Below are 17,107 nucleotides of genomic sequence, written 5' to 3'. Positions count from 1 at the left end.
TTACTTTATCAAAAATTTAAAAATAAAAATTAATAATTTAATAAAAATTTATATAAATAAATTTAATTAATTTCAAAATCTATATTAATACTAATGATATATTTAAAATTCAATATAATAAAATTATCATAATTCACTCAAATAAATAAAAAAATTTAATAATTGTATATAAAGACAAGTAAACTAAAAATGATTAAAATGTTATTCTATCAATAAAATTAATACTTCATTAAAAACAATATAAACATAATGAAATTTTTAAAAACAAAGATAAATAACGATATGCATCTTAAAACCCTAAAAATAGCTACACGCAATAGTCCACTTGCATTATGCCAGACAAATTATATATATAATAAATTGCTTCATTATCACCCAAATTTACAAATAAAGCTAATTCCAATAATCACAATAGGGGATCTAGCATTAAATAAAGAATTAGAAAACATTAACAGAAAAGGATTATTTATTAAAGAATTAGAATATGCTTTACTTAACCATCATGCTGATATTGCAGTGCATTCAATGAAAGATGTAAGTATCTCTTTCCCTAAAGGTCTTGGTATAGCAGTAATATGTAAACGAGACGATCCACGAGACGCTTTTGTTAGTTTACGATATTCCAAATTAGAAAATTTACCAAATGGAGCAATAGTAGGTACTTCAAGTCTGCGACGTCAATGTCAATTATACGAACATAGGCCAGACTTAAAAATAAAAAATATAAGAGGAAATATTGACTCCAGATTAAAAAAATTAAATCAAGGCCACTACGACGCCTTAATCCTAGCGACAGCAGGACTTAAACGCTTATCATTAAATAATTATATCCGTATGTCAATCGATCCGGCTAACTTTTTACCTGCTATGGGACAAGGAGCATTAGGAATCGAATATAGATTAAAAGATGATGAAACTTTAGCATTATTAAAACCATTGCACCATCAAATAACTTCTCTATGCATTGAAACTGAACGCAATGTTAATTTTTTGCTAAAAAGTAATTGTAAATCATCAATTGCCAGTTATGCTGAAATCAAAAATAATAATTACATATGGTTAAGGGCATTAATTTACTCAACTAATAAAAAAAAAATTATACGCAGTGAAGGTACTGCACTTATAAAAGAAAGAAAAATTTTAAGCATAAAGATCGCAAGAGAACTAATAATTAACAGCAAATAAATTTTAAATTCTAAAATATGCAAACAAATAAAAAAAAATTTTAATAACCCGTCCATCGCCAGCAGGAGATAATTTAGTTAAACAATTAATTAATTTAGGTAAAGAAGCGTGGCATTTACCTTTAATTCATTGTTACCCTAGCAAAGAATTATCTTTATTAATAAAAAAATTAAACCTCCTTTCTAACGAAGATCTTGTATTCATTATATCACAAAATGCAATCAATTATGCTCATCAATGGTTGTCTATTTCAAGATTATTTTGGCCATCTAAATTAAAATACTATTCGATCGGCAGATCTAGTGGATTATTAATGAATAAACTAACAGGATTATCAGTAAACTTCCCTAAAAATGGTGAAAGCAGTGAAAACTTATTACTTTTACCAACATTAACAAACATACATGGAAAACGAGCATTAATACTACAAGGTAAAAATGGTCGTAAAAAACTTGGAAATGTACTTAAAAAAAGAGGAGTAAAAGTAGAATACTGTGAATGTTATTATAGAAAACAAATAAATTACAATGGAGAAGAGCAAGGCAATCGAATGATAAAACTGGGCATCAATACACTAGTGGTTACTAGTGGAGAAATGCTAAAACAACTATATTACTTATTACCAAAAAATCATAGAAAATCTTGGTTAATCTGCTGTAAATTAATAGTAGTAAGTAATCGTTTAGCTTATATAGCTAAACGATTAGGGTGGAAAGATATTGTAATGGCAAAAACAGCCAACAATAAAGATTTAATAAAATTATTACTGAATATATAATAACAAATTATAAAATATACTGCCAAACTGAATGATTACTATATATTCTCATGTATGTAAATGCTATATAAATCCTCAATACAATCTAAAAAAATTAGCATTTAAAATCAATTAACTATCTATAGAAATTAGAAATTAGAAATTAGTATATACTGTTTATTTTGAAAATTTATATTTAAATAAAAACAAAAAATCAAATTATAATCTCTTATCGGCGAGAGAGGATTTGAACCCCCGACCAACTGGTCCCAAACCAGCTGCGCTACCAAGCTGCGCTACTCGCCGAATAATTAAACGCAAAAAAAAAGAAAATACATGCGAAGAGAGGGATTCGAACCCTCACAGTCTTTATTATTTTCGACACTAATTCCTGAAACTAGCGCGTCTACCCATTTCGCCACCTTCGCTTGACCAGATACAAATTTTCGATAAATACCCTTTCTTGGGTGACTGATGGGAATCGAACCCACGACAACTGGAACCACAATCCAGTGCTCTACCAACTGAGCTACAATCACCATATTCTATTATTTTCAAAAATAGATCAAGTAACAAAAAACCAAATCGAATATCTACATTCATTAGAACGCGCTCGACAGGACTTGAACCTGAAACCTCTGCCTCCGGAAGACAACGCTCTATCCTGTTGAGCTACGAGCGCATAGCTAAATCATTTTAAAACAATTCAATTAATTAACGAATAAAATTCAGTTACTAAAAATAAAAACAATAACAAAATTAAGAACGCCTCATCATGTTAAAAAATTCATCATTGGTCTTAGTCATTGATAGTTTATTCATCATAAATTCCATTGCATCAATTTCCCCCATAGGATGAATAATTTTACGTAAAATCCAAATTTTTTGAAGCTCTTCCTGAGTAGTAAGCAACTCTTCTTTACGAGTACCAGAACGGTTATAATCAATTGCTGGAAAAACTCGCTTTTCTGCAATTCTACGAGACAAATGTAATTCCATATTACCTGTTCCCTTAAATTCTTCATAAATTACCTCATCCATTTTTGAACCAGTATCAATTAATGCAGTAGCAATAATAGTTAAACTACCACCTTCCTCCATATTACGCGCAGCACCAAAAAACCTCTTCGGACGTTGTAATGCATTAGCATCTACGCCTCCTGTCAAAATTTTTCCAGAAGCTGGAACTACTGTGTTATAAGCACGCGCCAACCTAGTAATAGAATCCAATAAAATAATAACATCTTTTTTATGTTCCACTAAACGTTTAGCTTTCTCAATAACCATTTCAGAAACCTGTATATGACGAGAAGCCGGTTCATCGAAAGTAGATGCAATAACCTCCCCTTTTACCAACCTCTGCATTTCCGTAACTTCTTCAGGGCGTTCATCAATCAGCAAAACTATTAAAACGCATTCCGAATGATTATAAGCAACACTTTGAGCAATATTTTGCAAAAGTATTGTTTTACCAGCTTTAGGTGGAGCAACAATAAGACCACGTTGGCCACGACCTATAGGTGAAGCTAAATCTAACACTCTCGCAGTTAAATCTTCTGTAGAACCATTACCTCTTTCCATACGTAAACGAGAATTTGCATGTAAAGGAGTCAAATTCTCAAACAAAATTTTACTACGAGCATTTTCCGGTTTATCATAATTGACATCATTTACTTTAAGCAATGCAAAATAACGTTCTCCTTCTTTTGGAGGTCTAATTTTACCAGAAATGGTGTCACCTGTACGTAAATTGAAACGACGTATTTGACTGGGTGATACATAAATATCATCTGGTCCTGCGAGATAAGAACTATCACTAGAACGAAGAAAACCAAAACCATCCTGTAATATTTCCAAAACACCATTTCCAAAAATATCTTCACCACTTTTAGAATGTTGTTTAAGAATAGCAAAGATAATATCCTGTTTTCGCATACGAGCTAAATTTTCCAAGCCCATACTTTCTCCCAAAGTGACCAGCTCAGAAACAGAGATATTTTTTAGTTCGGTAAGATTCATAATGGCGGGCACATCCCAATCTTATATTAAATAAATACCACAAAACAATTCAACCAATATCTTATTTATGAAATTTAATAAAACTCTAATTTAATCTAAGCAAGAATTAAAGATATCATAAATATCTTAGTAAAATCTAAACAAATAGCCTTATAACACATTTCTCTACTTAAGTCTATAATATCTTAACTACAAAATAAATCTTACTTATAATTTTATAAATAAACATTTAAAAACTCCCTTAATTGACCTTTCGATAGAACTCCAATTTTAGTTGATATTACTTCATTATATTTAAACAACAACAAAGTCGGAATACTGCGTATTCCATATTTCCTAGTTGTTATTGGACTCTCATCAATGTTACATTTAGCAACCCTTAATTTATCAATGTATTCCTTTGCTACATCATCTAAAACTGACGAAATAATTTTACAAGGATTACACCATTCCGCCCAAAAATCAACCAAAAACAAACACTTACTGCTCAAATCTATCACATTTTTATTGAAATTAGAGTCATTTAAACAAAGAATCTCACTATTCATTTCGAACTCCAAGATATTCAGAAAACTAAAATAATTAACTCAGATCCATATACTTCTAGCACACCTAAAATACACTAATTATTCAGAATACCATAAATGCATAAATAAAAATAAAATCCTAACTACACAAACTTTACCTACCTTTTGTAATATCCTTCATATTTATCATATACAAACGCAATTGTGCGCCAATTTTTTCGATAGAATGAGAACGAATATCATCATTAACATTACGTAATTGAATATTATCCACCTTTTTTTCAATAATTGATTGACCTAAATCTCCTTGTTGTAAACTCGCAATAAAATCCTCCTGTAACAATGAAATTAAACTATTCGAAAATAAATAAGACCCATACTCAGCTGTATCAGAAATTGTCTTATTCATCATATATAACTTTTTGCGAGCAATTGTATTAGCGATTAACGGCAATTCATGCAATGACTCATAATAAGCTGATTTTGGATCGATACCAACCTTAATCATAATTTCAAAAGCTAACTCTATTCCAGCTTTCAACATAGCCACCATAAGTACACCATGATCAAAATATATTTGATTACTAATCTTTTCACTACAAGTAGGTGTACTTTCAAACATAGTATTACTAACTTGATGGCGCCAATTAAGTAATTTTTTATCATTATCTTCCCAATCTAACATCATAGAATGAGAAAATACGCCACTAATAATATCATTCATATGTTTTTCAAACAAAGGTAACATTATTTCTTTTAGTTTATTTGCTAAAGTAAAAGCGCGCAATTTAGAAGTATTAGATAAACGATCCATCATTAATGTAATACCTCCATGTTTTAAGGATTCAGCAATGATCTCCCAACCAAATTGCACTAATTTTGCCGCATACATACGATCAATGCCATCATCAACCATTTTATTAAATGATAATAAAGACCCAGCTTGCAATAAACCACATAAAACTGTTTGTTCTCCCATTAAATCTGATTTTACTTCTGCTACAAATGATGACTCTAATACTCCAGCTCGATCACTACCAATTGCAGCGGCCCATCCTTTTGCAAACATCAACCCTTGTTCATTTAAATCATTTTCTGAATGTACTGCAATTAAAGTAGGAACGCCAAATCCTCTCATATATTCTTCGCGAACCTCACTACCAGGAGATTTAGGAGCTACCATAATTACCGTAATATCCTTACGAATTTTTTCACCAACTTCTACAATATTAAACCCATGAGAATATCCTAAAACACTATTACTTTTCATTAATGGTTGTAACATTCTTAAAACATTAGAATGCTGTTTATCTGGTGTTAAATTGATTACTAAATCTGCTTCTGGAATAACTTCTTCATAACTAGCTAATCTGAAACCATGTAATGTTGCTCTACGCCAAGAATCATTTTTTTCAAGAATTGCTTCTTTACGTAAAACATAAACGATATCTAAGCCAGAATCTCTCATGTTCAAACCCTGATTCAAACCTTGAGCTCCACAACCAACAATAACAATTTTTTTATTCATCAAACAATCTACAGCACAAGAAAACTCACTGTGATCCATAAATCGACACTGACCTAAATGTTCTATTTTTTTTTGAAAAGTCAGCGTATTAAAGTAATTAATCATAAATACCTCTATATTCTATAATCACCATTTCAATGTTAATATAACAGATATTACATTCTAATATTTAAAATGTTAAATGAACTTTCTTTTTATAAATACTAATTATCAAAAACATATTTTGTTTCTAATGCAAATAAGCAAAAATAAAAAATAACACAAATATAATATTTAAAAAATCTTAAAAAATACAACTAATATTATATAAATTTAAATTTAGATAAAAACAAGTTAGAATAAACTAAATTGAATTCAATTTAGTTTATTCTAACTTTAAATATACTTAATCCACGAAGTATATTATAAAGAAATCTGATACTTTTCCAATAGTTATTCTAAACAGTAAAACAAAAATTACGAAAAATAATATATATTATCTCTGATAATTTCAAATCCTATCTTAATATAAAACATAAAACAAATAAAATACACACTACACAAAACAACAATTAAATTAAATTAACTTACATAACATTCTTCGCAATGGCTCAGCAGCTCCCCATAACAACTGATCACCTACAGTAAAAGCTGAAAGATAACGTGGACCCATATTTAATTTGCGTAATCTACCAATTGGAATATTCAAAGTACCAGTAACAACTGCTGGTGTAAGTTGATGTAATGAGCAACTATAATCATTTGGTACCACAACTACCCACTCATTATGTGCTGCAAGCAAAAATTCAATTTCTTTTAAAGAAACATTTTCTTTTAACTTTATAACAAAAGATTGACTATGACAACGTAAAGAACTAATGCGCACGCATAAACCATCAATTGGAACTACTTCCTTAAGGCCTAGTATTTTATTAGTCTCAACTTGACTCTTCCATTCTTCTCTGGTTTGACCATTATCTAATAACCTATCAATCCATGGCACTAAATTACATGCTAAAGGCACACTATCATAATTATTTAATATTAAATTATCATTTAACAATTTAGTTACAAGGCCTTCAATTTCTAAAATAGATATATCAGAATTTAGCAATAAATCACTTATTGAGTTATGTATATCACCTATTTGCATTAATAATTCACGTACAAATTTAGCGCCAGCACCAGAAACAGCCTGATAGGTAGATACTGAAATCCATTCAACTAAATTAGAAACAAATAAACCACCTAAAGACATCAACATTAAACTAACAGTACAATTACCACCTACAAAAGTTTTAATACCTCTATCTAGACCTTGATTTATCAAATGTTGATTAATGGGATCAAGGACAATAATAACATCTTCAAGCATTCTTAATGAAGATGCACTATCTATCCAATAACCTTGCCAACCAATATTTCTTAATTTTGGATAAATTTCATTTGTATAATCACTACCTTGACATGTGACAATAATATCCAAGGAACTAAGAATATCTAAATCCCAAGCGTTTTGTATAATACCAAAACGATCATTCATATTAGAAACAGTTTTGCCATATTGAGAAGTCGAAAAAAAAACAGAAGAAATATTATTAAAATTATTTTCTTCAAGCATACGTTTCATAAGCACTGATCCAACCATCCCTCGCCAACCTATAAACCCAACATTTTTCATATATTCTTCCTTTTGCATCAAATAACTTACTAAATAAACAAAATTTATATGCTGCAATTACATCTAATTTACGAATATACTATATATTACACTAATAATATGAAACAATAAATTTAAAATAAGAACATAAAAAAATAAAAATTAATTCGTAAATGAACAAAACAACAATTAATTTCAATTAATAAAACTTAAGGAGATTTATATACTAATGAATGAAATGATATCAGCTACTATACTACTATTTTTAATTATGGATCCGATTGGAAATCTACCAATCTTCATGTCAATTCTAAAACATTTAGAACCAAAAAGAAGACAAATAATTGTAATTAGAGAAATGCTAATAGCTTTACTATTAATGTTAATATTTTTGTTTGTCGGCGAACATATACTTATATTCCTTAATTTACATACAGAAACGGTATCTATTGCAGGTGGAATTATTTTATTTTTAATAGCAATTAAAATGATCTTTCCATCACAAGAAAACAACAATTCAGGATTACAAATAGATGAAGAACCATTCCTAGTACCATTAGCCATTCCTTTAGTTGCGGGGCCATCAATTTTAGCTACATTATTACTGTTATCACATCAATATCCTCATAAAATTGATTTTCTAATACTATCACTACTAATTGCTTGGGGGTTATCTATATTAATTTTAATGCTATCAAATGTATTTTCTCGTCTATTAGGAAACAAAGGAATAAACGCTCTAGAACGTTTAATGGGGTTATTATTAATTATGATTTCTACTCAAATGTTACTGGATGGCATAAAAGACTACCTTCGCACATAAACTATCAACGCTAAAGTACGATATATTACTTATTAAAATAAAATTGAAAAATTATATTTAAACAGTAACATATCGTACAACTTACGCGATTTCAATAAGCATTTTACCCAAAAATAAACTTTAACTATTATAATAATTGATATACTTAACTAAACAAAATTTAAGATAAATATATAATTTACTTTAAATTTTATTAAATCATTCTTATCCATAACAAAAATAAAATAACAAAAATATCAAAATCGCAACAACATCAAGAATTAATTATTTGAAATTATAAAAATTTTATTCTATATAATAATCATTATTCATAAAAAATCAGTTTTTATCAGATACATTTCTCGTAAATAATGAGAAACAGCTTCTTCTTCATTACTACCAATAATTTCTAACCAAGGAAGACTATCTTTTAGTCGTTGTTGAGCATTACGCATAATACAACCTTTACCAACCATTGATAACATCTCTTGATCATTCATACCATCCCCAAAAGAAATACAATCTTGCAAATCATAACCTAATAAGTTAGCAACTTCATGTAAGGCATAACCCTTGGAAACACCACCAGGCATAACTTCAAGACACATAGGTAAAGAAAAACTAACATTAATACAATCCCCCCAACGCACATTCAAAAATCGTTCCAAATTTAATAGATGTTGATAGTCATCACTAGTAAAATAAACTTTACAAATGCCATCAGCAGGTAACATATTTTGTTGGTATAATTTAGCATGAAAAGAAAAACCACTAAGATAATTTTCTTTATCTAGATGAACGTTACGATTTATATACCATTCATCATTACGAAATATGTTAGTAACAATTTTTGGATCATTATACACTAAATCAAACAATTCCAAAGCTATGTTTTCATTCAAATTATGAGAAAAAATTAACTCATTACTATTGTCATATACTCTAGCACCATTGGAAGTAATCATATAAGCAGAAATATTTAAATAATCACGTATCTTAATGACATTGACATGGTGACGACCAGTAGCAAAAACAAAATGTATACCCTGGGTAATAAGGGACTGTAAGATTTGTTTAGTAAAACAACCGACTTTATGATCAGAAGATAATAAAGTACCATCCAAATCAGATGCAACAATATGAAACATAAAACACCAAACCTCTAATATTCAATTAAATAAACAATTATAATCTTATTATAAAATACATAACTAAGTTTAGTAGTAATGATTTATAATTAAATATACAATAATAAATTTAAACATTCATTTAGATTTATCCTAATTTTCCGCCATATCTATTATAATATCATTTAAAAATATTTGATCTATAATTATAAATTAACTAATAAATATATATTAAAGAAAATAACCTTTCCTCGAATATATAAATATATATATCATAGTTTTTACTATTTAAAACTTTAGAAAAACCTATTTTGTTAGAAACAATTCTTAACATAAAATATATATATAGCAATTAAAAGCTATCTTAGTAAAGAAATACAAAAGTCTAAATAACTACATCAAGTAGCCGTTAACATAAATAATACAAAAATACAAATCAAAAAAAATAAATATTCATATAACAAAATTTAACAATAATTATTTTATTACATAACTTATGATTGAAATTTAAATATATCTGAAATAAAAAACAGTATATGTAATCATCAAAATATCGATTCTAAAATATTAATTCTATAAAATTTAAATACATAATATACAATACATGAAAATATAAAAATAAAATATCAACACTGAATAATAAACAAAATTATAACCAATTTTTATGCTTAAAATAAAGATAAGGAGCTAAACCAGTTAAAATCATTAAGATAATAGCTATGGGATATCCAAAAGACCATTTTAACTCCGGCATAAATTCAAAATTCATACCATAGCTAGAAGCAACTAATGTAGGTGGTAAAAAAACTACAGAAAAAAATCTAAGAACACGATTTTGTTCAATATTAATGAACCCCATTGCTATTTGTATCAAAAAATTAACTTTTTGTAATACTGTTTCAGTATGAACTAATAAATAATCTATAATACTTAAAACTTTCTTTGCCTGACTTATTTGATTGATAGAAATTTTTGCCTTACGAATCAAAAAATCAACAGAACGTTGAGTATCTAATAAACATCTACGCAATTTCCAACAAACTTGTTCTAAACTTGCTAAAGTAGAAAATATTGAACTGTATTTATCTATTTCTTTCCCATTCATAATCAAGACACCCAATACTTCTAAATCACTATAAACATTCTCTATTTTATTTGCCAAATGATCTATTTTTAACTCAAATAAATCTAATAAAATTGTATATGCACCATTATCATCAATAAAAAGTTCTGTATTATCAACATCCGTTTGATAAAAACGAAAAACAGATATTTCTTGTTCACGTACACTATATAATTTCCCATCACAAATTATAAACGAAACAACAATACCATCCGTTTGATGATATATCTCATTGTAAAAAAATACAGAACAAATATATAAATCTTTTTTGCTTTTTAAAAATTTACTATTACCAATATTTCCCTTAGAATCAAAACATTTTATAAAACTATCACCTAACTCTATTTGTATGCGATTAAATTCATCTTTGGTAGGTTCAATTAAATCAATCCATATCGCTTCACGCAAAGCAAAAGATTTTTCCAAATTAATCTTAACTAATTGATTATTCTCCAATTTAAAAGCGCTAAGCATAACCACTATTTCCTTGGTGATTAAAACTAAAACATATCATATATCAAACTGCTGAAATTAAAATAAGAACTAGCAACAAAACATTCGACAATATTAAATAAATATCGCTCAAATACAAAATTAAATTTGAAATCACCACACCGACATATTTAATGACATAATTTCCAAAACAACACCACAATATAATGGAATATATACACACATTTAACATAAAATTAATAATATACATTAAAATAAATCAGGAAAATATAACAAAAACAAAGCAAATCAACAATAAAAAACGAACCTACAATTACAATTGAAACTATAACATAATAAAAAATCACTACAAAACAACAACTACTTATATATCAAAATGGCAGTCTATCATATTTTATTTATAAAATTAAGATAAAATATATTTATTAATCAAAATACATAATCTTTAAAATCACGTTACAAAACAGTAATAAAATAATATCAATCTAATCTCCTGAAATCAATTTGAAAAAAAAACATTACTTATGCATTCTTTAGGTAATTCATTAATAAAACGGGAAACTTTACATATAATAGCTTTGCCATATATAAAACGATTTTCAGCATAACTAATAGTTAAACTATGCATCGCACGGGTAATACCTACATAAGCTAATCTACGTTCTTCTTCTACTTGCTTTTCTCCTAATAAAGACATTTGACTAGGAAAAATACCTTCCTCCATACCAACAATAAATACCTGAGAAAATTCTAATCCTTTAGAAGCATGTAAAGTCATTAAATTAACAGAATCAAGATCAGAAAATAATTCAGAACTACGATAATCTTTATCATTTTCTAACAAATAATATGAAACAAAATCACGCAAAACAGATATATTATCACTTCTATTTTCATAATTTTGATCAAAACGATGAGCAGCATCTAAGATTTCTTTAAAGCTCTCAATACATAACGTAGACTTAGAACCTTGCATTTGCTTGTAAAAACAAAACAAACCAGTTTCTTTTATTACTAAATCTATTTGATCAAATAATGATAACTGTTCAATTTCTTCAGATAAAAAATTAATTAAAGTAATAAAATCCTGTAATACTCTAAAAATTCTTGTTTTTAATTTAGTATTATTTAATAAATTCTTAGTGCTTTCCCATAAAGTCAACTGATCAGTAATAGATATATTTCTTACTAAATCTAACGTACGCTTTCCTATACCTCTAGGTGGAACATTAAGAATTCTTTCATATGCAACATCATCACTTTTATTAATAATTAAACGAAGGTACGCGAACATATTTTTAATTTCTTGACGTTCAAAAAACCTGATACTACCACCCCATATCTTATACGGAATCTTACTATGTAACAATACTCTCTCTAAAACAAGAGATTGAATATTACTACGATACAAAATGGCACAATTATTCAATAAACCTCCTTTTTGTTGCCAAGCTTTTATACAATTAATTACAAAATATGCTTCATCTAATTCATTCACTGCTCTATATAAAGAAACAGTCTTCCCTTTGCCTTCTGTGCTCCATAACTTCTTAGCAATACGATTTTGATTATAGGAAATTAAAGTATTAGCTGTTTGTAAAATGTTATTAGTAGAGCGATAATTTTGTTCTAGACGAATAATACGTGTTGATGAAAAATCACTAATAAATCTATAAATATTATCAACCTGAGCGCCACGCCAACTATAAATTGATTGATCATCATCACCAACAATCATAACATTGCTTTTTTCACCTAATAACAAATACAAACAATTATATTGCATTTTATTAGTATCTTGAAACTCATCCACTAAAATATTAACAAACTTATTTCGATAATAAGCTAAAATAGCTGGATTATTCAGTAACAAATTATATAAACGACATAAAAGTTCATCAAAATCTACTAATCCAGCACGATCACACATATTCTGATAAACTTTATAGATATTCAACCAAGTAATTTCTGATTTACTTGATCGTCCATCAACATTAGGAAATAGAGAAGATTTATTTTTTTTATCGCTAATAAAACATACAGCACTATTAGGTTGCCATTTTTTTTCATCTAAACCAAGATAACGAATAGATTTCGTTAATAAACATATCTGATCATTCCTATCTATTATTTGAAAATTTTTAGGCAAATTCGAATCTAAATAATGAGAGCGCAATAAACAATAAGCAAAACCATGAAATGTACCTATCCACATTCCTTTAGAAAAATCACCAATTAAAGCGTTTATACGACTCTTCATTTCCAATGATGCTTTATTAGTAAAAGTTACTGCCATAATTGAAGAAGAAGAATAATTCTTTATCATTTTCAACCAAATAACACGATGGGTTAATACTCGAGTTTTTCCGCTACCAGCACCAGCTAAAACCAGTACATGACTGTCTTTAGCAACAACAGCTTCACGCTGTTTATCATTCAGTTTATTAAACAAACTTACAATATCCATGGGCAGATTAAGAAAATGTTTAATTCAAAAAAAAATGAAAATCATATACATAAAAATTTTATTTATTATAACAATTCTGTCAAAAAAAACAATTTTGAAATATCTAAATGAGGTACATAACTCTTATTAAAACCAAACGATAATTCTCAACATATTCATCATACAAGAAACCTGAACCCACCAATTAATAGCTCTATATATCTATGATTACATCATTACCTATATGCATAATATTCTGCAAAATATACCTAATTATTTTACCGTCATAAAATACATATCTTCATATGGTTTTACACAATCATCAATTCAGACACGAAAAGCATAACTAAAATATTTATCTAAACCATACATAACTAAATTAACATTACTATTAGTAATAACAACTAATGACAACTAGAAATTAAAATATTCAATATAGAATATGTATTCATAAGATAATATTAATTTCACTATGCCAATCAATAAAAATCTCCATTGAACTATCGATACCTACAGAAGCTTCATTTAAACTAAACCAAAAATCTATAAAACTAAACTAATAAATTACCAGTGCCAATAATTAATATTATAATAAAAATTTGATTCATGTTGAAGTAAAATACAACGTAACTTTCAATGTTCCCTAATACTTAAATTATTACTATTAGCATAATGATGTCGTAAAATAAAATTAATTTATCTCCACATTAGCAATAACTGAACGATTATCATAAAACATCGTCTAAATTAAAAGTTAATATATATAAAGGCCTTAATAAACGACGAAATATTAACAATATAAATCTCCAAATTAACAAAATATAACTAAATAACTAACAACCAAAAATTATTACTTTTCACACGCTTAAATGAAGAAAACAAAATAAAAATTAAATTAAGAAATTTTTGTTAACAAAATAAATAACATGATAAATAAGAAATCACCGGTTTATATATTAAAAATTTAAACTAATATCTCCATCATAAACATGAGTAGCTGATCCAGTCATATACAAAGCATGTCCAACCCCTTTCCAATTAATTAATAATGCTCCACCTAAAAGATCTACATTCACTTGTTCAGATAATAACCCCCGTTGAATACCTACAGCAACAGCCGCACATGCACCACTACCACAGGACTGTGTTTCGCCAACACCTCTTTCATATACTCTTAAACGAATATGATTATAATTAACAATCTGCATAAAACCAACATTAGTCTCTTCAGGAAATCTAGGATTCTGTGACAACAAAGCACCAATAGCTGTAACGTTAACAATATCCGCATTATCCACTAGAATAATGCAATGAGGATTGCCAATTGAAACAACACCACATAACATAGCTTGCCCAGCAACATATAAAACATAACTATTTTCTATTTTACAAGCTTTAAACGGAACCCTGGCGGGACAAAAATCAGGTTCCCCCATATTCACTTTAATATAATCATCCCTAATAAAAGATAACATCATGCATCTGGTTCTAGTACTAACATAAACGATATTTTTATAAGTTAATTTCTTAATTTTTACAAAACTACCTAAACAACGAACACCATTACCACACTGATTTACTTCTTGACCATTAGCATTAAAAATACGATAATTAAAATCTATTCCGAAACGCTCTGATAACTCTACTAATAATAATTGATCAAAACCTACTCCATACCGTCGATCAGACAAACGACAGATTGTTTTTCGCGTAAATGCAATATTTTGTGTTATTCCATCTACAATCATAAAATCATTACCCAATCCATGCATTTTAGAAAATCGCATTGATACCTCAATAAGTAATACAATTAAAATAACAATAATATAATAAATATTACGTAAATTAGCTATTTATCAACTAGTAAAATTAAATTTATATTTAAAAATCAATGGGAAAATAAAAAAATAACATTCTCATAATATATTTACAATTACAGTTACTAAATTATTAATTATAATAAAATTATAAAAATCAAAATATCATACCATTATTAGTATATTTAATTTTAATTATATTAAAATTAAATATACTAAACAAAACTCTATCATTATCTTCATATTAATAAATAAATAAATTATTAATAAACTTCATAAATATTTACTATACAAAACACATATAAAATTAATAAATATTTTAAAATATAACTAAATTTAATCATCAGGAATAAAGAAAAATTTAATCATAATTTCAAAAAAAAAATATATACTATATCTATATGTATAGATACTTAAATAAACAATAATTTTATAAAATCAAATAAAAACTAACTTATAAAATTACTTTATCAAAAATTTAAAAATAAAAATTAATAATTTAATAAAAATTTATATAAATAAATTTAATTAATTTCAAAATCTATATTAATACTAATGATATATTTAAAATTCAATATAATAAAATTATCATAATTCACTCAAATAAATAAAAAAATTTAATAATTGTATATAAAGACAAGTAAACTAAAAATGATTAAAATGTTATTCTATCAATAAAATTAATACTTCATTAAAAACAATATAAACATAATGAAATTTTTAAAAACAAAGATAAATAACGATATGCATCTTAAAACCCTAAAAATAGCTACACGCAATAGTCCACTTGCATTATGCCAGACAAATTATATATATAATAAATTGCTTCATTATCACCCAAATTTACAAATAAAGCTAATTCCAATAATCACAATAGGGGATCTAGCATTAAATAAAGAATTAGAAAACATTAACAGAAAAGGATTATTTATTAAAGAATTAGAATATGCTTTACTTAACCATCATGCTGATATTGCAGTGCATTCAATGAAAGATGTAAGTATCTCTTTCCCTAAAGGTCTTGGTATAGCAGTAATATGTAAACGAGACGATCCACGAGACGCTTTTGTTAGTTTACGATATTCCAAATTAGAAAATTTACCAAATGGAGCAATAGTAGGTACTTCAAGTCTGCGACGTCAATGTCAATTATACGAACATAGGCCAGACTTAAAAATAAAAAATATAAGAGGAAATATTGACTCCAGATTAAAAAAATTAAATCAAGGCCACTACGACGCCTTAATCCTAGCGACAGCAGGACTTAAACGCTTATCATTAAATAATTATATCCGTATGTCAATCGATCCGGCTAACTTTTTACCTGCTATGGGACAAGGAGCATTAGGAATCGAATATAGATTAAAAGATGATGAAACTTTAGCATTATTAAAACCATTGCACCATCAAATAACTTCTCTATGCATTGAAACTGAACGCAATGTTAATTTTTTGCTAAAAAGTAATTGTAAATCATCAATTGCCAGTTATGCTGAAATCAAAAATAATAATTACATATGGTTAAGGGCATTAATTTACTCAACTAATAAAAAAAAAATTATACGCAGTGAAGGTACTGCACTTATAAAAGAAAGAAAAATTTTAAGCATAAAGATCGCAAGAGAACTAATAATTAACAGCAAATAAATTTTAAATTCTAAAATATGCAAACAAATAAAAAAAA

12 protein-coding genes and 4 tRNA genes are annotated in these 17,107 nt (G+C 27.3%); 4 read left to right on the top strand and 12 right to left on the bottom strand.

Annotated features, from left to right (window positions below; genetic code table 11):
• Positions 1 to 282 precede the first annotated feature (282 nt).
• Entirely contained in the window at positions 283 to 1,185 is a 903-nt protein-coding gene (gene hemC / locus GN160_RS02580; RefSeq protein WP_192380115.1) for a hydroxymethylbilane synthase, read from the top strand.
• Between the two features lie 37 nt (positions 1,186 to 1,222).
• On the top strand, positions 1,223 to 1,963 hold the full coding sequence (gene hemD, locus GN160_RS02575) for a uroporphyrinogen-III synthase (RefSeq protein ID WP_192380887.1): 741 nt from the start codon (positions 1,223 to 1,225) through the stop codon (positions 1,961 to 1,963).
• 211 nt (positions 1,964 to 2,174) lie between these two features.
• Here the strand turns inward: hemD and GN160_RS02570 are convergent.
• The 8 genes from GN160_RS02570 to asd form a co-directional block, all read right to left on the bottom strand.
• Positions 2,175 to 2,248 (bottom strand) — tRNA-Pro (locus tag GN160_RS02570).
• Positions 2,249 to 2,279: 31 nt separating this feature from the next.
• Positions 2,280 to 2,370: transfer RNA gene (locus GN160_RS02565), tRNA-Leu, on the bottom strand.
• Between the two features lie 38 nt (positions 2,371 to 2,408).
• A tRNA-His gene (locus tag GN160_RS02560) sits at positions 2,409 to 2,481 on the bottom strand.
• Between the two features lie 69 nt (positions 2,482 to 2,550).
• A tRNA-Arg gene (locus tag GN160_RS02555) sits at positions 2,551 to 2,624 on the bottom strand.
• Between the two features lie 77 nt (positions 2,625 to 2,701).
• Positions 2,702 to 3,961 (bottom strand): transcription termination factor Rho, encoded by a 1,260-nt coding sequence (gene rho, locus GN160_RS02550; protein WP_192380113.1) that lies wholly within the window; start codon positions 3,959 to 3,961, stop codon positions 2,702 to 2,704.
• Positions 3,962 to 4,176: 215 nt separating this feature from the next.
• Positions 4,177 to 4,509: a thioredoxin gene (gene trxA / locus GN160_RS02545; RefSeq protein WP_192380111.1), complete on the bottom strand. Its 333-nt coding sequence runs from the start codon at positions 4,507 to 4,509 to the stop codon at positions 4,177 to 4,179.
• 133 nt (positions 4,510 to 4,642) lie between these two features.
• Positions 4,643 to 6,121: a ketol-acid reductoisomerase gene (gene ilvC / locus GN160_RS02540; RefSeq protein WP_192380110.1), complete on the bottom strand. Its 1,479-nt coding sequence runs from the start codon at positions 6,119 to 6,121 to the stop codon at positions 4,643 to 4,645.
• 451 nt (positions 6,122 to 6,572) lie between these two features.
• Positions 6,573 to 7,676 (bottom strand): aspartate-semialdehyde dehydrogenase, encoded by a 1,104-nt coding sequence (gene asd, locus GN160_RS02535; RefSeq protein ID WP_192380127.1) that lies wholly within the window; start codon positions 7,674 to 7,676, stop codon positions 6,573 to 6,575.
• Positions 7,677 to 7,884: 208 nt separating this feature from the next.
• On the opposite strand from asd, the gene GN160_RS02530 reads away from it, so the two are divergent.
• Positions 7,885 to 8,478 (top strand): YhgN family NAAT transporter, encoded by a 594-nt coding sequence (locus GN160_RS02530; RefSeq protein ID WP_192380125.1) that lies wholly within the window; start codon positions 7,885 to 7,887, stop codon positions 8,476 to 8,478.
• Positions 8,479 to 8,786: 308 nt separating this feature from the next.
• On the opposite strand, the gene yigL is transcribed toward GN160_RS02530, so the two are convergent.
• The 4 genes from yigL to dapF form a co-directional block, all read right to left on the bottom strand.
• Complete coding sequence (gene yigL / locus GN160_RS02525) at positions 8,787 to 9,605, bottom strand: sugar/pyridoxal phosphate phosphatase YigL (protein ID WP_192380123.1); 819 nt, start codon at positions 9,603 to 9,605, stop codon at positions 8,787 to 8,789.
• A gap of 628 nt (positions 9,606 to 10,233) precedes the next feature.
• Positions 10,234 to 11,181: a magnesium/cobalt transporter CorA gene (gene corA / locus GN160_RS02520; RefSeq protein WP_192380121.1), complete on the bottom strand. Its 948-nt coding sequence runs from the start codon at positions 11,179 to 11,181 to the stop codon at positions 10,234 to 10,236.
• Between the two features lie 478 nt (positions 11,182 to 11,659).
• Complete coding sequence (locus GN160_RS02515; protein ID WP_192380119.1) at positions 11,660 to 13,627, bottom strand: UvrD-helicase domain-containing protein; 1,968 nt, start codon at positions 13,625 to 13,627, stop codon at positions 11,660 to 11,662.
• A gap of 935 nt (positions 13,628 to 14,562) precedes the next feature.
• Positions 14,563 to 15,393: a diaminopimelate epimerase gene (gene dapF / locus GN160_RS02510; protein WP_192380117.1), complete on the bottom strand. Its 831-nt coding sequence runs from the start codon at positions 15,391 to 15,393 to the stop codon at positions 14,563 to 14,565.
• A 774-nt stretch (positions 15,394 to 16,167) separates the two neighbouring features.
• Between dapF and hemC (GN160_RS02505) the strand changes: the two genes are divergently transcribed.
• The gene (gene hemC, locus GN160_RS02505) at positions 16,168 to 17,070 is read left to right on the top strand and encodes a hydroxymethylbilane synthase (RefSeq protein WP_192380115.1); all 903 of its coding nucleotides are present in this window, start codon (positions 16,168 to 16,170) and stop codon (positions 17,068 to 17,070) included.
• The last annotated feature ends 37 nt before the right edge of the window (positions 17,071 to 17,107 follow it).

Origin of the sequence: Blochmannia endosymbiont of Colobopsis nipponica, assembly GCF_014857065.1 — a bacterium.
Lineage (GTDB): Bacteria > Pseudomonadota > Gammaproteobacteria > Enterobacterales > Enterobacteriaceae > Blochmanniella.
This window is presented reverse-complemented; position numbering and strand designations above follow the sequence as displayed.